Annotated in this window: 19 protein-coding genes; 15 read left to right on the top strand and 4 right to left on the bottom strand. The window is 63.7% G+C overall.

Translation table 11 applies throughout. The features are described 5' to 3' along the window. Positions 1-5 precede the first annotated feature (5 nt). The 9 genes from murD to lpxC all read left to right on the top strand — a co-directional run bounded on the left by murD (position 6) and on the right by lpxC (position 10447). Positions 6-1352, top strand: a complete 1347-nt coding sequence (gene murD / locus AC2T3R_RS21615; protein ID WP_486744237.1) for a UDP-N-acetylmuramoyl-L-alanine--D-glutamate ligase — start codon at positions 6-8, stop codon at positions 1350-1352. After that, on the top strand, positions 1349-2563 hold the full coding sequence (ftsW, locus tag AC2T3R_RS21610; RefSeq protein WP_013974112.1) for a putative lipid II flippase FtsW: 1215 nt from the start codon (positions 1349-1351) through the stop codon (positions 2561-2563). Before murD ends, ftsW begins: the two co-directional genes overlap by 4 nt. Further along, complete coding sequence (murG, locus tag AC2T3R_RS21605) at positions 2553-3632, top strand: undecaprenyldiphospho-muramoylpentapeptide beta-N-acetylglucosaminyltransferase (RefSeq protein ID WP_015271708.1); 1080 nt, start codon at positions 2553-2555, stop codon at positions 3630-3632. Before ftsW ends, murG begins: the two co-directional genes overlap by 11 nt. After that, positions 3625-5073, top strand: coding sequence for a UDP-N-acetylmuramate--L-alanine ligase (murC, locus tag AC2T3R_RS21600; protein WP_003260781.1), 1449 nt, complete (start codon positions 3625-3627; stop codon positions 5071-5073). The genes murG and murC overlap by 8 nt, the downstream gene beginning before the upstream one ends. Beyond that, positions 5070-6026, top strand: a complete 957-nt coding sequence (locus tag AC2T3R_RS21595; protein ID WP_023661967.1) for a D-alanine--D-alanine ligase — start codon at positions 5070-5072, stop codon at positions 6024-6026. The genes murC and AC2T3R_RS21595 overlap by 4 nt, the downstream gene beginning before the upstream one ends. Before the next feature lie 4 nt (positions 6027-6030). Continuing rightward, positions 6031-6900 (top strand): cell division protein FtsQ/DivIB, encoded by an 870-nt coding sequence (locus tag AC2T3R_RS21590; protein ID WP_012274056.1) that lies wholly within the window; start codon positions 6031-6033, stop codon positions 6898-6900. Between the two features lie 14 nt (positions 6901-6914). Next, positions 6915-8171: a cell division protein FtsA gene (gene ftsA, locus AC2T3R_RS21585; RefSeq protein WP_015271706.1), complete on the top strand. Its 1257-nt coding sequence runs from the start codon at positions 6915-6917 to the stop codon at positions 8169-8171. Between the two features lie 55 nt (positions 8172-8226). Continuing rightward, on the top strand, positions 8227-9423 hold the full coding sequence (ftsZ, locus tag AC2T3R_RS21580) for a cell division protein FtsZ (protein WP_003260772.1): 1197 nt from the start codon (positions 8227-8229) through the stop codon (positions 9421-9423). A gap of 112 nt (positions 9424-9535) precedes the next feature. After that, positions 9536-10447, top strand: coding sequence for a UDP-3-O-acyl-N-acetylglucosamine deacetylase (gene lpxC / locus AC2T3R_RS21575; RefSeq protein ID WP_023661965.1), 912 nt, complete (start codon positions 9536-9538; stop codon positions 10445-10447). A gap of 47 nt (positions 10448-10494) precedes the next feature. Here lpxC and AC2T3R_RS21570 read toward each other — a convergent pair whose 3' ends face one another. Then, entirely contained in the window at positions 10495-10950 is a 456-nt protein-coding gene (locus AC2T3R_RS21570; RefSeq protein ID WP_023661964.1) for a DUF721 domain-containing protein, read from the bottom strand. Positions 10951-11342: 392 nt separating this feature from the next. Here AC2T3R_RS21570 and secA point away from each other — a divergent pair, with 392 nt between their 5' ends. The 4 genes from secA (at position 11343) to AC2T3R_RS21550 (ending at position 17167) form a co-directional block, all read left to right on the top strand. After that, complete coding sequence (gene secA / locus AC2T3R_RS21565; RefSeq protein ID WP_015271704.1) at positions 11343-14078, top strand: preprotein translocase subunit SecA; 2736 nt, start codon at positions 11343-11345, stop codon at positions 14076-14078. A gap of 154 nt (positions 14079-14232) precedes the next feature. Further along, positions 14233-15450 carry a bifunctional glutamate N-acetyltransferase/amino-acid acetyltransferase ArgJ gene (gene argJ / locus AC2T3R_RS21560; RefSeq protein ID WP_023662147.1) on the top strand — a complete coding sequence of 406 codons (1218 nt, stop codon included), beginning with the start codon at positions 14233-14235 and terminating at the stop codon, positions 15448-15450. 143 nt (positions 15451-15593) lie between these two features. After that, complete coding sequence (locus AC2T3R_RS21555) at positions 15594-16226, top strand: glutathione S-transferase family protein (protein ID WP_013974104.1); 633 nt, start codon at positions 15594-15596, stop codon at positions 16224-16226. Continuing rightward, on the top strand, positions 16223-17167 hold the full coding sequence (locus AC2T3R_RS21550) for a Nudix family hydrolase (RefSeq protein WP_410951836.1): 945 nt from the start codon (positions 16223-16225) through the stop codon (positions 17165-17167). The genes AC2T3R_RS21555 and AC2T3R_RS21550 overlap by 4 nt, the downstream gene beginning before the upstream one ends. Positions 17168-17292: 125 nt before the next feature. Here AC2T3R_RS21550 and AC2T3R_RS21545 read toward each other — a convergent pair whose 3' ends face one another. The 3 genes from AC2T3R_RS21545 to AC2T3R_RS21535 are packed head-to-tail and all read right to left on the bottom strand — an operon-like array spanning position 17293 to position 20847. After that, positions 17293-17859: a cob(I)yrinic acid a,c-diamide adenosyltransferase gene (locus AC2T3R_RS21545; RefSeq protein WP_410951835.1), complete on the bottom strand. Its 567-nt coding sequence runs from the start codon at positions 17857-17859 to the stop codon at positions 17293-17295. Between the two features lies 1 nt (position 17860). Beyond that, a complete protein-coding gene (locus AC2T3R_RS21540) occupies positions 17861-19891 on the bottom strand; it encodes a sensor histidine kinase (protein WP_013974101.1) in 2031 nt (676 codons plus the stop codon). A 38-nt stretch (positions 19892-19929) separates the two neighbouring features. Beyond that, positions 19930-20847 (bottom strand): putative 2-dehydropantoate 2-reductase, encoded by a 918-nt coding sequence (locus tag AC2T3R_RS21535; protein WP_486744236.1) that lies wholly within the window; start codon positions 20845-20847, stop codon positions 19930-19932. Positions 20848-20947: 100 nt separating this feature from the next. Between AC2T3R_RS21535 and AC2T3R_RS21530 the strand changes: the two genes are divergently transcribed. Continuing rightward, positions 20948-21433, top strand: coding sequence for a YajQ family cyclic di-GMP-binding protein (locus AC2T3R_RS21530; RefSeq protein ID WP_013974099.1), 486 nt, complete (start codon positions 20948-20950; stop codon positions 21431-21433). Between the two features lie 114 nt (positions 21434-21547). Further along, complete coding sequence (locus AC2T3R_RS21525; RefSeq protein ID WP_015271698.1) at positions 21548-22390, top strand: mechanosensitive ion channel family protein; 843 nt, start codon at positions 21548-21550, stop codon at positions 22388-22390. Positions 22391-22546: the final 156 nt, after the last annotated feature.

The following is a 22546-nucleotide window of genomic DNA, read 5'->3' as shown; positions in this document are numbered from 1 at the left end:
TGAGCGTGTCCTTGATCGCTTCCGACCAATTCCGCATCGTTGTCGGCCTCGGCAAGAGCGGCATGTCCCTGGTTCGCTTCCTGGCGAGCCGGGGCATTGCCTTTGCGGTCGCAGACACCCGCGAGCAACCGCCGGAACTGGACACCCTGCGCCGTGATTACCCGCAGGTGGAAGTGCGCTGTGGTGAACTGGACGTGGACTTCCTGTGCCGCGCCAACGAGCTGTACGTCAGCCCCGGCCTGGCCCTTGCCACCCCGGCCCTGCAGCAGGCGGCCGCGCGTGGGGTGAAGTTGTCCGGTGACATCGAACTGTTCGCCCGCCACGCCAAGGCCCCGATCATTGCCATCAGCGGCTCCAACGCCAAGAGCACCGTCACCACCCTGGTGGGTGAAATGGCCGCCAAGGCAGGCAAGCGCGTGGCGGTGGGCGGCAACCTCGGTACCCCGGCGCTGGACCTGTTGGCCGATGATGTCGAGCTGTACGTGCTGGAACTGTCCAGCTTCCAGCTGGAAACCACCGATCAGCTCAACGCCGAAGTGGCCACCGTGCTGAACATCAGCGAAGACCACATGGACCGCTACAGCGGCCTGCCGGCCTACCACCTGGCCAAGCACCGGATCTTCCGTGGTGCCCGCCAGGTCGTGGTCAACCGCCAGGATGCCCTGTCCCGGCCACTGCCGGTGGAAGGCCGCCCATGCTGGACCTTCGGTCTCAACCAACCGGATTTCAAGGCCTTCGGCCTGCGTGAAGTGGACGGCGAAAAATACCTGGCGTTCGAGTTCCAGGCGCTGATGCCGGCACGTGAGCTGAAGATTCGTGGCGCCCACAATCAGAGCAACGCCCTGGCGGCTCTGGCTCTGGGGCACGCTGCCGGCCTGCCGTTTGAACCGATGCTCGAGGCACTGCGCGAGTTCGGCGGCCTGGCCCACCGTTGCCAGTGGGTGCGCGAGCGCAACGGCGTGAACTGGTACGACGATTCCAAGGCCACCAACGTCGGTGCTGCCCTGGCCGCGATCGAAGGCCTGGGTTCCGACATCGAAGGCAAACTGGTGCTGATCGCCGGTGGCGACGGCAAGGGCGCCGACTTCGCCGCGTTGTGCGAGCCGGTCAAGCGCTTCTGCCGCGCCGTGGTGCTGCTTGGCCGTGATGCCGAGCGCCTGGCCGAAGCCCTGGGTGATGGCGTGCAACTGGTCCGCGTTAAGTCTCTCGACGAGGCTGTAAAGCAATGCGCCGAACTGTCCCGGGCGGGTGATGCCGTGCTGCTGTCGCCGGCGTGCGCCAGCCTCGACATGTTCAAGAACTTCGAAGAGCGCGGGCGCCTGTTCGCCCAGGCAGCGGGAGGCCTTGCATGATCTTTGGCATCCTCAAGCCCTATCCGTCGCCGCTGATCAGCGGCCGTGGCATCGACCTGGACTTCGCGATGCTCGCCGGCTGCCTGGCTTTGCTGGGCCTGGGCCTGGTGATGATCACCTCGGCGTCCTCGGAAGTGGCTGCGGTGCAGTCTGGCAACCCGCTTTACCACATGTTCCGCCACTTGGTGTACGTGTTCCTCGGCCTGGTCGCCTGTGGCGCCACCATGATGGTGCCGATCGCCACCTGGCAGCGCATGGGCTTCCTGATGCTGCTGGGGGCCTTCGGCCTGCTGGTGCTGGTGCTGGTGCCGGGTATCGGCCGCGAAGTGAACGGTTCCATGCGCTGGATCGGCTTCAGCTTCTTCAACGTGCAGCCTTCGGAAATTGCCAAGGTGTTCGTGGTCATCTACCTGGCCGGCTACCTGGTGCGCCGGCAGACCGAGGTACGCGAAACCTGGATGGGCTTCTTCAAGCCATTCATCGTGCTGCTGCCCATGGCTGCCCTGCTGCTGATGGAGCCGGACTTCGGTGCCACCGTGGTGATGATGGGTGCGGCGGCGGCCATGCTGTTCCTCGGCGGGGTGGGGCTGTTCCGCTTCAGCCTGATGGTGGTATTGGCGGTGGTCGCGGTGTTCGTCCTGGTACAGGCGCAGCCTTACCGGATGGCGCGCCTGATTACCTTTACCGACCCGTGGTCCGACCAGTTCGGCTCGGGCTACCAGCTGACCCAGGCGCTGATTGCCTTCGGCCGTGGCGAGTGGTTGGGCGTTGGCCTGGGCAACAGCGTGCAGAAGCAGTTCTACCTGCCTGAAGCGCACACCGACTTCGTGTTCTCGGTTCTGGCCGAAGAACTCGGCGTGGTCGGCTCGCTGCTGACTATCGCGCTGTTCGTATTCGTGACTGTGCGTGCCCTGTATATCGGCCTGTGGGCGGAAAAAGCCAAACAGTTCTTTGCCGCTTATGTTGCGTTCGGCCTGGCCTTCCTGTGGATCGGCCAGTTCCTGATCAACATCGGTGTGAACGTCGGCCTGCTGCCGACCAAGGGCCTGACCCTGCCGTTCCTCAGCTACGGGGGCAGCTCGCTGGTGATCTGCTGTGCCTGCGTGGGCCTGTTGCTGCGTATCGAGTGGGAAAGCCGTACGCACCTGGGCAGTGAGGAGCACGAATTCAGCGAAAGCGATTTTGCCGAGGAGACCAATCATGGCCGCTGACGGCAGGAACGTACTGATCATGGCGGGCGGCACCGGGGGCCACGTATTCCCGGCCCTGGCCTGCGCCCGTGAATTCCAGGCGCGCGGTTACAGCGTGCACTGGCTGGGCACCCCGCGTGGCATCGAGAACGAACTGGTGCCCCAGGCCGGCCTGCCGTTGCATCTGATCCAGGTCAGCGGCCTTCGCGGCAAGGGCAAGCTGTCGTTGCTCAAGGCGCCGTTCACCCTGGTCAAGGCCGTGCTGCAGGCGCGGCGTATCGTGCGTGAGCTCAAGCCGGTATGCGTGGTCGGCTTCGGTGGCTATGTGACCGGCCCAGGCGGCGTGGCCGCACGCCTGTGCGGCGTACCGCTGGTGATCCACGAGCAGAACGCGCGCGCCGGTACTACCAACCGCCTGCTGCTGCCGCTGGCTGCGCGTGTTTGCGAAGCCTTCCCGGCCACCTTCGCCGCCAGCGACAAACTGCGCACCACCGGCAACCCGGTGCGCCCGGAGCTGTTCATGGACGCCCTGCGCGCGCCGCTGGCCGAGCGCCGTGCGCGCCTGCTGGTGATGGGCGGCAGCCTGGGGGCGGAACCATTGAACAAATTGTTGCCTAAGGCCCTGTCCGAAGTGCCCCCCGCGCTGCGGCCAGAGGTATTCCACCAGGCCGGCAAGCAACACGCGCCAGCCACCGCCGAGCGTTATCGCGAGGCGGGCGTCGAGGCTCAGGTAGAGCCCTTCATCAAGGACATGGCCCAAGCCTATGGCTGGGCCGACATTGTGGTGTGCCGGGCCGGCGCCTTGACCGTCAGTGAGCTGGCGGCAGCGGGCCTGCCTTCGATGCTGGTGCCATTGCCCCATGCGATCGACGACCACCAGACCCACAACGCCCAATATCTGGCCCGGGAAGGCGCTGCCTTCCTGATGCCACAAGCGACAACTGGCGCAGCGCAGCTCGCTGAACGCCTGAACGAGGTGCTGATGCAACCCGAGAAACTCAACGTCATGGCAGGCACCGCACGGCGCCTGGCCAAACCTGCCGCAACCAGCACCGTGGTCGATATCTGCCTGGAGGTGGCCCATGGTTGAAAGCCAGAAAGCCATGCCCCAGCCAAAGATGGGCCGTATCCGCCGTATCCACTTCGTCGGTATCGGCGGCGTGGGCATGTGCGGCATTGCCGAAGTGTTGCTGAACCTGGGCTATGAAGTGTCCGGTTCCGACCTGAAGGCTTCGCCGGTCACCGAGCGTCTGGAGTCGTTCGGCGCCGAGATCTTCGTCGGCCACCGTGCCGAGAACGCCGCCACCGCCGATGTGCTGGTGGTGTCCAGCGCCATCAACCCGGCCAACCCGGAAGTCGCCACCGCTCTCGAGCGGCGCATTCCGGTGGTGCCGCGTGCCGAGATGCTCGCCGAGCTGATGCGCTATCGCCATGGCGTGGCCGTTGCCGGCACTCATGGCAAGACCACCACCACCAGCCTGCTGGCCTCGGTGTTCGCCGCCGGTGGCCTGGACCCGACCTTCGTCATCGGTGGCCGCCTGACCGCTGCCGGCACCAATGCCCAGCTGGGTACCAGCCGCTACCTGATTGCCGAAGCGGACGAGAGCGATGCCAGCTTCCTGCACCTGCAGCCGATGGTGGCCGTGGTCACCAACATCGACGCCGACCACATGGCGACCTACGAAGGTGACTTCAACAAGTTGAAGAAAACCTTTGTCGAATTCCTGCACAACCTGCCGTTCTACGGCCTGGCCGTTATGTGCCTGGACGACCCGGTGGTGCGCGAGATCCTGCCACAGGTCAAGCGCCCGACCGTGACCTATGGCTTCAGCGACGAGGCTGACGTCCGCGCCATCAACGTTCGCCAGATGGGCATGCAGACCCACTTCACCGTGCTGCGTCGTGATCGCGAGCCGCTGGAGGTGTCGGTGAACATGCCCGGTAACCACAACGTGCTCAACGCCTTGGCCACCATCGCCATCGCCACTGACGAAGGCATCACCGACGAAGCCATCGTCCAGGGCCTGTCCGGGTTCCAGGGCGTCGGCCGCCGCTTCCAGGTGTACGGCGAACTGCCGGTCGAAGGCGGCAGCGTGATGCTGGTCGACGACTACGGCCACCACCCGACCGAAGTGGCTGCGGTGATCCAGGCCGTGCGCGGCGGTTGGCCAAGCCGTCGCCTGGTGATCGTCTACCAGCCGCACCGCTACAGCCGTACCCGCGACCTGTACGACGATTTCGTCCAGGTGCTGGGCGATGCCAACGTGCTGCTGCTGATGGAAGTCTACCCGGCTGGCGAAGAGCCGATCCCCGGCGCCGACAGCCGCCAGCTGTGCCACAGCATCCGCCAGCGCGGCAAGCTGGACCCGATCTACATCGAACGTGGTGTCGACCTTGCGCCGCTGGTCAAGCCACTGCTGCGCGCTGGCGACATCCTGATCTGCCAAGGTGCCGGTGATGTCGGCGGCCTGGCCCCTCAATTGATGAAAAGCCCGCTGTTCGCTGGCGCCAAGCAGGAGAAGTCGAAATGACCAGCGCCTACGACAAGCTGCACTCGACCCTGGACGTCAAGGCGTTCGGCCGCGTCGCGGTGCTGTACGGCGGCAAGAGCGCCGAGCGCGAAGTGTCGCTCAAGTCCGGTGCCGCAGTGATCGACGCGCTGACCACCGCCGGTGTCGACGTGGTCGCCATCGACGTGGGTGACGACCTGCTCGACCGCCTGCAAAGCGAGAAGATCGACCGCGCCTTCATCATCCTCCACGGTCGTGGCGGTGAAGACGGCAGCATGCAAGGCCTGCTCGAGTGCCTGGGCATCCCCTACACCGGCAGTGGCATCCTTGCCTCGGCACTGGCCATGGACAAGCTGCGCACCAAGCAGGTGTGGCAAAGCCTGGGTATTCCGACCCCGCGCCACGCGGTGCTGGCGAGCGAAAGCGATTGTTTGCAGGCCAGTACGGAACTGGGCTTCCCGCTTATCGTCAAACCCGCCCATGAAGGTTCCAGCATCGGCATGGCCAAGGTGAACAGCGCCCAGGAACTGGTCGCCGCCTGGCAGGACGCAGCTAAATACGATTCCCAGGTACTGGTGGAACAGTGGATCCACGGGCCGGAGTTCACCGTCGCGGTATTGCGCGGCCAGGTGCTGCCGCCGATCGCCCTGGGTACGCCGCACGTGTTCTACGACTACGACGCCAAGTACATCGCCAACGATACCCAGTACCGCATTCCGTGCGGCCTGGACAGCGTCAAGGAACAAGAACTGATCGACCTGACCGCGCGTGCCTGCGATGCCATCGGTATCGAAGGCTGGGGGCGGCTGGACGTGATGCAGGACGAGCAGGGCCGGTTCTGGCTGCTCGAAGTCAACACCGCACCCGGCATGACCGACCATAGCCTGGTGCCCATGGCGGCCCGCGCGGCCGGCCTGGACTTCCAGCAACTAGTGCTGGCAATCCTGGCCGAGAGCGTGGCGACGCGAGGTTAAAACCATGCAAGGCGCGATGATACGTCAGCAGCAACCCGTTACCGGCCGTAGTAAGCCGGTGCCGCGTGGTGCCAGCAGGCTGGTGGCCGACGAGCCCGTATCGGCGCGCCTGCCGCGGCCAAGCCTGGGTGGCCTCAAGCGCCTGTTGTGGCCAGTGCTGTTGGTGGCGGCCGGTTTTGGCGCCTACGAGGGCGCCATTCGCCTGATGCCATATGCCGACCGGCCGATCACCAAGATCGACGTGCAGGGCGACCTCAGCTACATCAGCCAGCAGTCGGTGCAGCAGCGTATCGCGCCCTACGTGGCAGCGAGCTTCTTCAGCGTCGACCTGCCGGCGATGCGCGCAGAACTCGAGCAGATGCCGTGGATCGCCCATGCAGAAGTGCGCCGGGTGTGGCCAGACGAGGTGGTGATCCGCCTGGAAGAACAGTTGCCGGTGGCGCGCTGGGGTGACGAAGCCTTGCTCAACAACCAGGGCCAGGCTTTCACCCCGCGCGAACTGGCCAACTACGAGCACCTGCCGCAGCTGGCCGGGCCGCAGCGTGCTCAGCAACAAGTCATGCAGCAGTATCAGGTATTGAGCCAGATGCTGCGCCCCCTGGGCTTTTCCATCGCTCGCCTGGAGCTGCGCGAGCGAGGCAGCTGGTTCCTGACCACGGGCGCGAGCAGCGCCGGGCCGGGCATCGAGCTGCTGCTGGGGCGCGACCATCTGGTGGAGAAGATGCGCCGTTTCATTGCCATTTACGACAAGACACTCAAAGACCAGATCACCACTATCGCCCGCATTGATCTGCGTTACTCCAACGGACTTGCCGTTGGTTGGCGGGAACCGATTGCACCGACGACGGCCCAACCCGCCGTTGCGAAGAATTAGAGAGAGGCAGGACCATGGCAAACGCGCATAGCGGCAAAATGATCGTCGGGCTGGACATCGGCACCTCCAAGGTGGTGGCGCTGGTGGGTGAAGTGGGCGAGGACGGCACCCTGGAAATCGTCGGGATTGGTACTCATCCGTCCCGCGGCCTGAAAAAAGGCGTGGTGGTGAACATCGAGTCCACCGTGCAGTCGATCCAGCGCGCCGTGGAAGAAGCGCAGCTGATGGCCGGCTGCCGTATCCACTCGGCCTTCGTCGGCGTGGCCGGCAACCACATCCGCAGCCTGAACTCCCACGGCATCGTCGCCATCCGCGACCGCGAAGTCAGCCTGGCCGACCTGGAGCGCGTACTCGACGCCGCCCAGGCCGTTGCCATCCCGGCCGACCAGCGCGTGCTGCACACCCTGCCGCAGGACTACGTGATCGACAACCAGGAAGGCGTGCGCGAGCCGCTGGGCATGTCTGGCGTACGTCTGGAAGCCAAGGTCCACGTGGTCACCTGCGCGGTAAACGCGGCGCAGAACATCGAGAAATGCGTACGCCGTTGCGGCCTGGAAATCGACGACATCATCCTCGAGCAGCTGGCCTCGGCCTACTCGGTGCTGACCGACGATGAAAAAGAGCTGGGCGTGTGTCTGGTGGACATCGGTGGTGGCACCACCGACATCGCCATCTTCACCGAGGGCGCGATCCGTCACACCGCGGTGATCCCGATTGCCGGCGACCAGGTGACCAACGACATCGCCATGGCCCTGCGTACCCCGACCCAGTACGCCGAAGAAATCAAGATCCGCTACGCCTGCGCCTTGGCCAAACTGGCTGGCGCCGGCGAGACCATCAAGGTGCCGAGCGTGGGCGATCGCCCACCGCGCGAGCTGTCGCGCCAGGCCCTGGCCGAGGTGGTGGAGCCACGTTACGACGAGCTCTTCACCCTGATCCAGGCCGAACTGCGCCGCAGTGGCTACGAGGACCTGGTGCCGGCCGGCATCGTTCTCACCGGCGGCACCGCGAAGATGGAAGGCGCCGTGGAACTGGCCGAGGAAATCTTCCACATGCCGGTACGCCTGGGCGTACCGCACAGCGTTCGGGGGCTCAGCGACGTGGTTCGCAACCCGATCTATTCCACCGGCGTGGGCTTGCTCACCTACGGCCTGCAGAAGCAGACCGAAGACCTGCCCCTGACCGGTAACAGCAGCAACAACAGCTATGGCGATGAACCGAAGGCTCCAGTGCTTGAACGCTTCAAGCGCTGGGTCCAGGGCAATTTCTAAGTTTCAAAGCAGTAGTGGTAGGCGCGACAACTAGAGAACTGTAAGGAGAGGGAAAATGTTCGAGCTCGTAGACAACGTCCCGCAAAGCCCGGTCATCAAAGTGATCGGTGTTGGTGGTGGTGGCGGCAACGCCGTCAACCACATGGTCAAGAGCAGCATCGAAGGCGTGGAATTCATCTGCGCCAACACCGATGCCCAGGCGCTGAAGAACATCGGCGCGCGCACCATCCTGCAATTGGGCACTGGCGTGACCAAGGGCCTGGGTGCCGGTGCCAATCCGGAAGTCGGCCGCCAGGCCGCGCTGGAAGACCGTGAGCGCATCGCTGAAGTGCTGCAGGGCACCAACATGGTGTTCATCACCACTGGCATGGGCGGCGGTACCGGTACCGGTGCAGCGCCGATCATCGCCGAAGTGGCCAAGGAAATGGGCATTCTCACCGTTGCCGTGGTGACCCGTCCGTTCCCGTTCGAAGGCCGCAAGCGCATGCAGATCGCCGATGAAGGCATCCGCATGCTGGCCGAAAGCGTCGACTCGTTGATCACCATCCCCAACGAGAAGCTGCTGACCATCCTGGGCAAGGATGCCAGCCTGCTGTCCGCCTTCGCCAAGGCCGACGACGTACTGGCCGGTGCCGTGCGCGGTATCTCCGATATCATCAAGCGCCCGGGCATGATCAACGTCGACTTCGCCGACGTGCGTACCGTGATGGGTGAAATGGGCATGGCCATGATGGGTACTGGCTGTGCCAGCGGCCCGAACCGTGCGCGTGAAGCCACCGAGGCAGCGATCCGCAACCCGCTGCTGGAAGACGTCAACCTGCAGGGCGCCCGCGGCATCCTGGTGAACATCACCGCAGGCCCTGACCTGTCGCTGGGTGAGTACTCCGATGTGGGTAGCATCATCGAAGCCTTCGCCTCCGACCACGCCATGGTCAAGGTCGGCACCGTGATCGACCCGGACATGCGTGACGAGCTGCACGTGACCGTGGTGGCTACTGGCCTGGGCGCGCGCATCGAGAAGCCTGTGAAGGTGGTCGACAACACCCTGCAGACTGCCCAGCAGGTGTACGAGGCCTCCAACCCGGCGCCGGTTCGCCAGGAGCAGCCTGCGGTCAACTACCGTGACCTGGAGCGCCCGACCGTAATGCGCAACCAGGCCCATGCAGGTGCTGCTGCAGCCGCTAAACTGAACCCTCAGGATGACCTGGACTACCTCGATATCCCGGCATTCCTGCGTCGTCAGGCTGATTAATGGAATTTATCAGGGGTATAAAGGTGATTGGTATTCATCAAAGGTTGGGTCTGTTATCATCCCCAGCCTTTGTTGATACCTGTTCGCAATTTGCGCTGAAGCGGCCAATGCCATGATTAAACAACGCACCCTGAAGAATACCATCCGTGCCACAGGTGTCGGTCTGCACTCCGGGGAGAAGGTTTACCTGACCCTCAAGCCTGCACCTGTTGACACCGGCATCGTCTTCCGCCGCGCCGACCTCGACCCTGTGGTCGAAATCCCGGCGCGCGCGGCCAACGTCGGCGAGACAACCATGTCGACGACGCTGGTCAACGGTGACGTCAAGGTCGATACGGTCGAGCACCTGCTCTCCGCCATGGCGGGCCTGGGCATCGATAACGCCTACGTCGAGCTCTCCGCCTCGGAAGTGCCGATCATGGATGGCAGCGCCGGACCCTTTGTATTCCTGATTCAGTCTGCCGGCCTGGAAGAACAGGACGCAGCCAAGAAGTTCATCCGCATCCTGCGTGAGGTAACCGTGGAAGAGGGCGACAAGCGCGCCACTTTCCTGCCTTTCGACGGTTTCAAGGTGAGCTTCGAGATCGACTTCGATCATCCGGTGCTTCGCAACCGGACCCAGAGCGCGAGCGTCGACTTTTCCAGCACCTCGTTCGTGAAGGAAGTCAGCCGCGCGCGTACCTTCGGTTTCATGCGTGACATCGAGTACCTGCGCAAGCACAACCTTGCGCTGGGTGGCAGTGTCGAGAACGCCATCGTGGTCGATGAGGACGGCGTGCTCAACGAAGACGGCCTTCGTTACGAAGACGAATTCGTCAAGCACAAGATCCTCGACGCTATCGGCGACCTCTACCTGCTGGGCAACAGCCTGATTGGCGAGTTCAAGGGCTACAAGTCCGGCCACGCGCTGAACAACCAGCTGTTGCGCAAGCTGATTGCCGAAACCGATGCCTGGGAAGTGGTCACCTTCGAAGATGCCAGCACGGCACCGATCTCGTACATGCGCCCTGTTGCGGCCGTGTAAGTTCGAACACTCTCTAGTTCATTAAGGCCACCTTCGGGTGGCCTTTTTTATGGCTTGTCCCGGGCGTGGGCGGCCAATCGTTCCAGTGCTGCGCGCAGCTTGGGGTCAGTGATGCCCTCGGCGGTATCGCGCAGGCTCTCGGCTGCGTTATTGGACAGTTCTGCGGCATTGCCACCACGCTTGGCTGGCACCAGCGGTGGCTGGACCTTGTACAGGATGCGCCTGAGGTTGGCGAATGCCTCCATGGCCTGTAATGCAGACATCAAGCGTTTCTGCTGATAGCGCAGGCGGGTTGCCCAATGGCCGTCTGTCACCACCAGCAACAATGTGCCATCGCGCCACGACGCCACATGGCAATGCTCGCGGGCGGCCGGTTGCAGCTGGCTTTCTAGCAGGCGCTGCAGGTGCTCCAGGCGTTCGGCCTGGTTCAGCAGCAGGCGCAGCGGGCGGACCTGGCGGAGCAGGGCCGAGGGCGGCTGGGCGGGGGAGGGTTTGTAGGCCATGGGTATGTGCATGAGGTTACAAGATCGGCAGTTTAACACCTCTTGTGGCCTGCACCGGCCTCTTCGCGGGCTTGCCCGCTCCCACAGGTATTACGCAACACTTGAGACCTGTGGTGATCCTGTGGGAGCGGGCAAGCCCGCGAAGAGGCTGGCACAGGCAACCAAGGACAAGACTCATTCTCGATACGTTTCATCTTCCCGAACCTTGAACTCAGGGAAAATGCCCCTATCTAAAACAAGCCCCCGCCAAAACGCTGTCCAAGCATCGTGGAAATCCACCACTTTCCTCACCATCGTTTCCGGGTAGAATGCTCGTTCGCATGCGGCCTCAGGGCTGCACGGGCGACTCATGGGGCCGCCCTCCATCCCTACGTGTGGAAGATCCTGCCGATATGTTTGCGCCTTTGTTAAAGAAACTTTTTGGAAGCAAGAACGAGCGTGAAGTCAAACGCATGCTCAAGACGGTGAACATCGTCAATGCTCTCGAAGAGAAGATGGTGGCCCTCTCCGACGAGCAACTGCGGGGCAAGACCGCAGAGTTCAAGGAGCGCCTGGCCAAAGGCGAGACACTGGACCAGTTGCTGCCTGAAGCCTTCGCCGTGGCCCGTGAGGCCGGCAAGCGCGTGATGGGCATGCGCCACTTCGACGTGCAGCTGATCGGTGGCATGACCCTGCACGAGGGCATGATCGCAGAAATGCGTACCGGTGAAGGCAAGACCTTGGTCGGTACCCTGGCCGTGTACCTCAACGCATTGTCCGGCAAGGGCGTGCACGTGGTCACCGTCAACGACTACCTGGCCCGCCGCGACGCCAACTGGATGCGCCCGCTGTACGAGTTCCTTGGCCTGTCGGTCGGCATCGTCTCGGCCTTCCAGCCTCCGGAAGAAAAGCGTGCCGCCTACGCGTCCGACATCACCTACGGCACCAACAACGAATTCGGTTTCGACTACCTGCGCGACAACATGGCGTTCAGCCAGGAGGAGAAGTTCCAGCGTGAACTGAACTTCGCCGTGATCGACGAAGTCGACTCCATCCTCATCGACGAAGCGCGTACCCCGCTGATCATTTCCGGCCAGGCCGAGGACAGCTCCAAGCTGTACATCGAGATCAACCGTCTGATCCCGCGCCTTACCCAGCACATCGAGGAAGTGGAAGGCCAGGTCACCCAGGAAGGCCACTTCACCATTGACGAAAAGAGCCGTCAGGTCGAGCTGAACGAAGCCGGTCACCAGTTCATCGAAGAGATGCTCACCCAGTCCGGCCTGCTGGCCGAGGGCGAGAGCCTGTATTCGGCGCATAACCTGAGCCTGCTGACCCACGTCTATGCTGGCCTGCGCGCGCACAAGCTGTTCCACCGCAACATCGAGTACATCGTCCAGGACGGCCAGGTCCTGCTGATCGACGAGCACACCGGCCGTACCATGCCGGGCCGCCGTCTGTCCGAAGGCCTGCACCAGGCCATCGAAGCCAAAGAGAACCTGAACATCCAGGCCGAGAGCCAGACCCTGGCTTCGACTACCTTCCAGAACTACTTCCGCCTGTACACCAAGCTGTCCGGCATGACCGGTACCGCTGACACCGAAGCGTTCGAGTTCCAGTCGATCTATGGTCTCAACGTGATGGTCATTCCGCCGAACAAACCGTTGGCACGTAAAGACTTCAACGACCTGGTGTACCTGACCGCCGACGAGAAATACGCCGCGATCATCGCCGACATCAAAGAAAGCATGAAGCAGGGTCGCCCGGTGCTGGTGGGTACTGCGACCATCGAAACCTCCGAGCACATGTCCAACCTCCTGAAGAAGGAAGGTATCGACCATAAGGTGCTCAACGCCAAGTACCACGAGAAGGAAGCCGAGATCATCGCGCAAGCCGGTGCGCCAGGTGCCCTGACCATCGCCACCAACATGGCCGGCCGTGGTACCGACATCCTGCTGGGCGGTAACTGGGAAGCCGAAGTGGCAGCCCTGGAAAACCCGACCGCCGAGCAGATCGCCCAGATCAAGGCCGACTGGCAGAAGCGTCACCAGCAGGTGATCGAGTCGGGTGGCCTGCACGTGATCGCTTCCGAGCGCCACGAATCGCGCCGTATCGACAACCAGCTGCGTGGCCGTTCCGGCCGTCAGGGCGACCCGGGCTCCAGCCGCTTCTACCTGTCGCTGGAAGACAGCCTGATGCGTATCTTCGCCTCTGACCGGGTGAAGAACTTCATGAAGGCGCTGGGCATGCAGTCCGGCGAGGCCATCGAGCACCGCATGGTCACCAACGCCATCGAGAAGGCCCAGCGCAAGGTCGAAGGCCGCAACTTCGACATCCGCAAGCAGTTGCTGGAATACGACGACGTGGCCAACGAGCAGCGCAAGGTGATCTACCACATGCGCAACAGCCTGCTGGCCGCCGAGAACATCGGCGACACCATCGTCGAATTCCGCAAGGAAGTCCTGGACGCTACCATCAGCCAGCACATTCCGCCGCAGTCGCTGCCGGAACAGTGGGACGTGGCCGGCCTGGAGGCTTCGCTGGCCAGCGATTTCGCCATGAAGCTGCCGATCCAGCAGTGGCTCGACGAGGACGATCACCTCTACGAAGAGACCCTGCGCGAGAAGCTGCTGAACGAAATCACCACCGCGTACACCGAGAAGGAAGACCAGGCCGGTATCGAAGCCCTGCGTACCTTCGAGAAGCAGATCCTGCTGCGTGTGCTGGATGACCTGTGGAAAGACCACCTGTCGACCATGGACCACCTGCGTCACGGTATCCACCTGCGTGGTTATGCGCAGAAAAACCCGAAGCAGGAGTACAAGCGCGAATCCTTCAGCCTGTTCCAGGAGCTGCTCGAGTCGATCAAGCGCGACACCATCCGCGTGCTGTCGCACGTTCAGGTACGCCGCGAAGACCCGGTCGAAGAGGAAGCCCGCCTGCGCCGCGAGGCCGAGGAACTGGCCAGCCGCATGCAGTTCCAGCATGCCGCTGCTCCGGGCCTGGAAAGCGAGCAGCTGAACGAGGAGGGCGCCGAAGTGGCTGTTGCCTCGGCACCGGTGCGCAACGAGCAGAAGCTGGGCCGCAACGAGCCGTGCTGGTGTGGTTCGGGCAAGAAGTTCAAGCATTGCCACGGGCAGATCGAGTGATCTGACCTGAATGGGGCCGCTTTGCGGCCCTGTCGCGACACAAGGCCGCTCCTACAGGAATCGCAGTACTCTTGTAGGAGCGGCCTTGTGTCGCGATGGGGCGCGAAGCGGCCCCGCTTTTTGCAACTCAACCGTATTTTCTAGGAGCGCTCTAATGGCTGTTGGTCTTGGTCCTTTGCCCACCCTGCACCCGGTTCCGGGTTTTGAACTCGGCATCGCTTCTGCCGGCATCAAGCGCCCGGGGCGCAAGGATGTGGTGGTCATGCGCTGCGCCGAAGGCTCCAGCGTGGCTGGCGTGTTCACCCTCAACGCCTTCTGCGCAGCGCCGGTGATCCTGTCCAAGCAGCGTGTGCAGGGCACTGTGCGCTATCTGCTGACCAACACTGGTAACGCCAACGCCGGCACCGGCGCGCCAGGCCTGGCCGCCGCCGAGCGCACCTGCGCCAAGCTGGCCGAACTGGCCGGCGTACCGGCCGAGTCGGTACTGCCATTCTCCACCGGCGTGATCGGCGAGCCGCTGCCGGTCGAGAAGATCGAAGGCGCACTGCAGGCCGCCCTCGACAACCTGTCGGAAAACCACTGGGCTGAAGCTGCCACCGGCATCATGACCACCGACACCCTGCCCAAGGGGGCCAGCCGCCAGTTCCAGCACGATGGCGTGACGGTTACCGTCACCGGCATCAGCAAGGGTGCAGGCATGATCCGCCCGAACATGGCCACCATGCTCGGCTACATCGCCACCGACGCCAAGGTTGCCCCGGCGGTGCTCAAGGACCTGATGCTGGACGGCGCCAACAAGTCGTTCAACCGCATCACCATCGATGGCGACACCTCGACCAACGACTGCTGCATGCTGATTGCCACTGGCAAGGCCAACCTGCCGGAAGTCACCGAAGCCAGCGGCGCACTGTTCGAAGCGCTGAAGAAGGCAGTGTTCGAAGTGTGCATGGAAGTGGCCCAGGCCATCGTCCGTGACGGCGAAGGCGCCACCAAGTTCGTTACCGTGCAGGTCAACGGCGGTGGCAACCACCAGGAATGCCTGGACGTCGGCTACGCCGTGGCCCACTCGCCGCTGATCAAGACTGCGCTGTTTGCCTCCGACCCCAACTGGGGCCGTATCCTCGCCGCCGTCGGCCGTGCCGGCGTACCGGAGCTGGACGTGAGCCTGATCGATGTGTACCTGGACAGCGTGTGCATTGCCAGCAAAGGCGGCCGTAGCCCGAGCTACACCGAAGACCAGGGTGCCAAGGTAATGGCCCAGGAAGAGATCACCATCCGTATCGAGCTGGGCCGTGGCCAGTGCAGCGAAACCATCTGGACCACCGACCTGTCCCACGAGTACGTGAAGATCAACGCCGAGTACCGTACCTGATGTAATTGGGGCCGCTTTGCGGCCCATCGCGAAACAAGGCCGCTCCCACAAGGACCTGCGTACACCGCCCCATGTGGGAGCGGCCTTGTGTCGCGAAAGGGCTGCAGAGCAGCCCCAGAATTCCCAAACGATGGAGCCGAACCATGAGCTATCACCTGATCATCGGCGACAAGCTGTATTCCTCCTGGTCGCTACGTGGCGCCCTGGCCCTCGAGCTGGCTGGCGTGCCTTACGAAGAAACACTGATCAAGCTGAACCAGCCTGACACCCGTCAGCGCATCCTCGCTTTCTCGGCTACCGGCAAGGTACCGCTGCTCAAGACAGAGCACGGTGTGATCGCCGACTCGCTGGCCATTGCCGAATACCTCAACGAACGCCACCCCGACGCGCAGCTGTGGCCTGCCGACGTGGCGGCCCGGGCCCAGGCCCGTTCGGCCTGCGCGCAGATGCACAGCGGCTTCTTCGCCCTGCGCGGCGCGATGCCGTTCGACCTGTCCCGCGACCAGGCGCTGGACGGTGTGCCGCTGGAGGTTCAAATCGATATCGACCGTATCGTTGCACTATGGTCGGAATGTCGCCTTGCGGCCAAGGACAGCGGCCCGTTCCTGTTCGGCAGGCCGAGCCTGGCTGATGCCTTCTTCGCCCCGGTGGCGGTGCGCCTGCGCACCTACCGTGTGGAAGTGCCTGCAGAGGCAGCGGCTTATATCGAAACCATTTATCAGTGGCCAGCCTTCCAGGCCTGGCAAAAGGCTGGCCTGGCGGAGCGTGAAGGGTGAAACGGATTCATGTTGTAGCTGCTGTCATTCGCGGTACTGACGGCCGTATTCTGATCGCGCGGCGCGCCGATACCCAGCACCAGGGCGGTCTGTGGGAATTCCCGGGCGGCAAGGTAGAAGAGGGTGAGGGCGTCGAGGCGGCGCTGGCCCGCGAGCTGCGCGAGGAGCTTGGCATCGAGGTGAGCCGTTCGCGCGCGCTGATCAAGGTCAGCCACGACTACCCGGACAAGCAGGTGCTGCTGGACGTGCGCGAAGTCGAGGCGTTCACTGGAGAGCCGCATGGAGCCGAGGGCCAGCCGCTGGAATGGGTTGCCCCACGTGATTTGCCCCAGTACGAATTCCCCGAGGCCAATAAGCCGATCGTTGCAGCCGCGCGCCTGCCGGACCAGTACCTGATCACCCCCGATGGCCTGGAAGTGCCGCAGATGCTCAAGGGCATCCAGAAGGCAGTGGCCAGTGGCATTCGCCTGATCCAGTTGCGTGCCCCCGACATGTACGATCCCAAGTATCGTGATGTGGCGGTGGATGCGGTCGGCCTTTGCGCGGGCAAGGCGCAGCTGATGCTCAAGGGGCCGCTGGAGTGGCTGGGTGACTTCCCAGCCGCGGGTTGGCACCTGACGGCTGCACAACTGCGCAAGTATGCCGCCAACGGCCGGCCGTTCCCCAAGGAGCGCTGGCTGGCGGCGTCCTGCCACAGTGCCGAAGAGCTGACGCTGGCGGAGCAGATGGGCGTGGACTTCGTCACCTTGTCGCCGGTGCAGGCGACCCGGACGCACCCTGAGGCGGTGCCGCTGGGGTGGGACGAGGCGCAACGTTTGATTGCCGGGTTCAACAAGCCGGTCTACCTGTTGGGTGGGGTAGGGCCGGGTGAGCGCGAGCAGGCCTGGGAAGCAGGGGCGCAGGGTGTGGCCGGGATCCGGGCGTTCTGGCCTGAGATCTGAGCCGCCTGAAATTGGGGCCGCTTTGCGGCCCATCGCCGGCAAGCCAGCTCCCACAGAGACAGCACAGACCGGGCTCTGTGGGAGCTGGCTTGCCGGCGATGGGCTGCGCAGCAGCCCCAAAAATATCAGCCCTGCGGCTTTTCAGCAGGCTGCCACAAAACCTCAGCCACCCCCTGCCGCCGCCCAATGATCCGCGCCGCCACGAACAGCAGATCCGAAAGCCGGTTGATATACGCCAAACCAACGCCCGCCAACGGCTCCAGCGCATTCAGCTGCTGGCACCGCCGCTCCGCACTGCGCGCCAGGCTCCGGCACACATGCGCCTGCGCCACCAGCGCCGAGCCACTGGGCAAGATGAAGTTTTTCAACGGCCCCAGCTCTTCATTCCACACATCGATCGCTGCCTCAAGCCGCGCCACCTCCGCCAGGTCCAACGCCTGATAACTGGGCATCGCCAGCTCACCGCCCAGGTCGAACAGACGGTGCTGACACGGCGCCAAAACCGCGCTCACTTCATCCAGCCCTTGTTCGGCCAGCCCCGCCAGCAGCAAACCCAGCTGGCTGTTCAGGCTGTCCACCTCGCCAATCGCCTCGATCCGCGGGTGATCCTTGGGCACCCGGCGCCCGTCGCCCAGGCCGGTTTCGCCTTTGTCGCCGGTGCGGGTGTAGATCTTCGACAGGCGGTAGCCCATGTCATTTCTCCATTTTGGCCGGCGCCACCGCTGCCGGCTGGCCAAGGGGCAGGCGCAGGGTGAAGCAGGTGCCCTGGCCGGGAGTGGACTGCACTTCCATCTGCCCCTTGTGGTTGTTGGTGATGATGAAGTACGAGACCGACAGCCCCAGCCCGGTACCCTGGCCGATTTCCTTGGTGGTGAAGAACGGCTCGAAGGTGCGCTTGCGCACCCCTTCGGGCATGCCGACGCCGTTATCCTCGACCTGGATTTCCGCCCATGGCGGGCTCAAGCGGGTGCGCAGGGTGATGCGCCCGGGCTCGCTCGGCTGCGGCCGCTGGTGGATGGCCTGGGCCGCGTTTTTCAGCAGGTTGAGCAGCACCTGCTCCAATTCGTTGGCGGTGCACGGCACCGGCCCCAGGTCGGGGTCGAACTGACGCACGATGGCCTGGCCCTTGAAATCGAAGCCTATGGCCAGGTCGAAGTCGTTGCTGGCAATTTCCACCGCCTGATCGATCAGCGCCGGCAGGTCGCACGGCGCCAGTTGACGGTTGCTGCGGCGGCTGAAGCTGAGCATGTGGGTGACGATCTTCGCTGCCCGGGCACCCGCCTGCTGGATGCCGTCGAGCAATTGTGGCACTTCGCGGCTCTCCAGGTAGCGGTTGACCGTGGGCAGGTCGATGCCCAGCTCCTCTGCCTGTTCCTGATTGCGCGGCAGTTCTGGTGACAGGCGCCGGCGGATGTTCTGCACGTTATGCAGGATCGCGCCCAGCGGGTTGTTGATCTCGTGGGCCATGCCGGCGGCCAGGCCGCCGACCGAAAGCATCTTTTCCGATTGCACCATCATTTCTTCCAGCGACAGGCGCTGGGTGATGTCGTCGATACGGATGACAACGCCACGGCCGCCGCCACCGGTCAGCGGGTAGAAGGTCAGGGCGTAGTGGCGCAGGTCGTCACCCTTGGGCCAGGTGACCCGCTCGATCTTCGCCACCCGGTGCTTTTCCACTGTTTCCTTCAGTTGCGGCAGGAACGGCTTGAGCGGTTCGAAGGCAATGAAGATCGGCTGATTCAGAGCCTCGTCCAGAGGCGTGCCGGAAAGTACCGTGGCTTCGTGATTCCATTGGGTCACGTAGAGCTGCTCATCGAGGGCGATCAGTGCCGAGGGCATCGAGTCGATGATGCTGTTGAGGTAGTTCTGGAAGCCGGTGAGTTTTTTCTCGATCTTGCTGCGCACCTGGACTTCCAGCTCCAGCTTGCGGTTGGTGTGGCGGGTTTCCTCGGCCAGGCCCTGGGCCTGGTCGTAGGCCTCCTGAAACTCGTCGCGGGTGCGCTTGAGTTGCTGTTCGCGGGCTTCGATGCGCGAGAGCATGGTGTTGAACGCTTCGGCCAGGCTGCCGATTTCGTCGTCGTTACCGCGCTGCGCACGCAAGGCATAGCTCTCTTCGCGGGTGACCTGGCGGCTGAGCTCTTCGAGCTGGTTGATCGGCTGGGTGATCAGGCGTTTTATCTGTCGGGCGATGACGATCCACAGCAGGATGCTGAACACCAGGATGCCCAGGCTGGCGCTGAGGGTGCCGGTATAGAAAGCCGTGGGCAGTTCACTGCTGGCCACCAGCAGCAGGTGTGCGGGCGGGTTGGCGTCACGTGGCATGCGGATCAGCTGGGTGCTGCGAAACTCCATCAGGCGCCAGCCGTCGATGTTGCGAAAACGCTTGGGCAGTGCCAGCGGCTCGCCATGCTGCAGCTGCGCCAACATGCGGCCATCGCCACCGTAGACTGCAGCGGCGCGCAGCGGCGTGTAGCTGTCCAGCTCTTTCAGCAGGGCGCTGGCGGTGTCCGGTGTATCGCCGGCGCGCGCCGCCAGTTGCGGGTTGGCCACCAGCCGGCCGATGGTGTGCAGCGCCTGTGGCGCCATGCTTTCCTGGGTGATCCAGTAGGCGGCGCTGATGAAGGTGAGGTTGGCCACCAACAAGATAGTCACCAGCAACACCAGCAGGGCTGCCAGCAGCTTCTGCCCGACCGGGAGGTTTTCCAGGCGTTGGCGCAAGGTCATGGGCTAGGCAATATCCGTATCCGGTTGAAAGGGCTGCGTCAGTCGCAGGGCAAACCACGCACACGCAGGTTATCGACCAGGTGCTGCAGCAGGCGTTCCAGCTCTGGCAGTTGCAGGCCATGACGGCCGGCGGCGCGGCAGGCATGGCCAAGCAGGTAGTGCACCTCGGTGCGCCGGCCTGCGCGTACATCCTGGTACATGGAAGAGTAGTTGGCCGCAGTGGCGAGGATCACCCGCTGCACTTCTTCGTTCAGCCCGTCTGCCGCTTCTGGCTGGCCACAGCGGCGCAGCAGTTGGGCCAGTTCGGCGCACAGCGCATCCACTTCGCCCAGGTGCCCCAGCAGCCCGCCGTTCTGGCAGTCGTGCAGCACGGTCAGCGGGTTGATGGCGCAATTGAGTGCCAGCTTGCGCCACAGACGGGTAAGGATATCCACCGTCCACTCGGCAGGGATGCCAGCCTGATGCAGGTCATCGAACCAGGCCGGGACCGTCGGGTTGCGTGGGTCACCCAGCCAGTTGAAGCCGTGGCCGGCAAAGCGTACCTGCCAATCTCCCTCGCGGAACGCGCCTTCGGTACTGGAGGCGAAGATGCAGCGTGCATGGGGCACCAGGTCGGCGACCTCGTCCTGGCTGCCCAGGCCGTTCTGCAGCAGAACCACCTCGGCGTCTGCGGCCAGGCGAGGTGCCACGCCGGCGATGGCCTGGGCGGCGTCGTAGGCCTTGCAGGCCACCAGCAGGCGATGGATCGGGCCGTGTGCCTGCGCGGTTTCGGCGGGGATGGCGTAGTGGCGGGACTGGTCCTGTTCGACCAGGGTCAGGCCGCCGGCCTGCTGGTAGGCCTGCAGCCGCTGCCCGTCACGCAGGATCAGGCGCACTGCCTTGCCCGCGCGCGCCAGGCGGCAAGCCCACAGGCTGCCCAGGCTACCGGCGCCGAGAATATGCCAGGTGCTGCTCATATGCGTTTCGCAACCCGTTATAATGAGCCCGCATTTTAACCGTCAAACCCAGCGCGCTCCATCTTCAGCCTGAGCGCGCTTTTATTTTGGGAGAACAACCATGCCTTCGTTCGACGTGGTATCGGAACTGGACAAGCACGAAGTGCAGAACGCGGTCGACAACGCCATCAAGGACCTGGACCGTCGCTACGACCTCAAGGGCAAGGGCACCTTCGAGTTCAAGGACAAAGAGCAGACCGTGATGCTCACCGCCGAGGAAGAGTTCCAGCTCGAAGCGATGCTGGAAATCCTGCGCCTGGCGCTGGTCAAGCGCAAGATCGACGTGAAGTGCCTGGAAACCAAGGACCCGTACGCCTCGGGCAAGGAAAAGAAACAGGAAGCCAAGTTCCGCGAAGGTATCGACAAGGATCTGGCGAAGAAGATCGTCGCCACCATCAAGGATGCCAAGCTGAAAGTGCAGGCCGCCATCCAGGGCGAGCAGGTACGCGTTACCGGCAAAAAGCGCGACGACCTGCAGGAAGCCATTGCGCTGCTGCGTACCAAGGAATTCGACATGCCATTGCAGTTCAACAACTTCCGCGACTGATGTGGGCATCGCCCGGAACCCCGATGGCCAAATGATGTCCATGGGGACCGGGGCTGCGCCATCGCGCGTGGCCAGTTCTACCGTGTACTTGCCGCTCGGCATCAGGAGATGAATATGGATTTGAACGCTGAAGTCGATCAGCTGGTCCGCCAATCCCAGACCTGGATCCCCTTGATCATGGAATATGGCAGCCGTGTGCTGCTGGCGCTGCTGACCCTGGCGGTCGGCTGGTGGATCATCAACAAGGTCAGCGCCCGCCTGGGCAAGCTGGTTGGCCTGCGCAACGCCGACCTGGCGCTGCAGGGCTTCATCAGCACCTTGTCGAATATCGTGCTGAAGGTGCTGCTGTTCGTCAGCGTGGCGTCGATGATCGGTATCGAGACCACCTCGTTCGTTGCCGCCATCGGTGCCGCGGGCCTGGCCATCGGCCTGGCCTTGCAGGGCAGCCTGGCGAACTTCGCCGGCGGTGTGCTGATCCTGATGTTTCGCCCGTTCCGCATCGGTGACTGGATCGAGGCGCAAGGCGTGGCCGGCACCGTCGACAGCATCCAGATCTTCCACACCGTGCTGCGCACTGGTGACAACAAGACGGTGATCATGCCCAACGGCAGCCTGTCCAACGGCATCATCACCAACACCAACCGCCAGCCGACGCGCAAGGTGGTGTTCGATGTGGGCGTGGACTACGAGGCAGACCTGCAGAAGGCCCGCAACGTGCTGCTGGAGCTGGCGCAGGACCCGCGCGTGCTGCCCGACCCGGCGCCGCAGGCGGTGGTCGCGACCCTGGGCGACAGCTCGATCACAGTGTCCTTGCGCTTGTGGACCAAGACCGCCGATTACTGGGATGTGATGTTCATGCTCAACGAGCATGCGCGTGACCGGTTGAAGGCCGAAGGGATCGACATTCCGTTCCCGCAGCGGGTGATTCGCGTGGTGCAGGAGACTGCAGCGCAGTAATACCGCGTTGTCATCGGTTGGGGCCGCTTCGCGCCCCTTCGCGGGCTTGCCCGCTCCCACAGGTCGAGCGCCGGGTTCGAGAGCGGCGCCGAACTTGTGGGAGCGGGCGCGTCGGGACGCCGAACCGCCGCGAAGGGGCGCAAAGCGGCCCCAGCT

The organism is Pseudomonas sp. PVC-5-1 (assembly GCF_057444345.1).
This window is presented reverse-complemented; position numbering and strand designations above follow the sequence as displayed.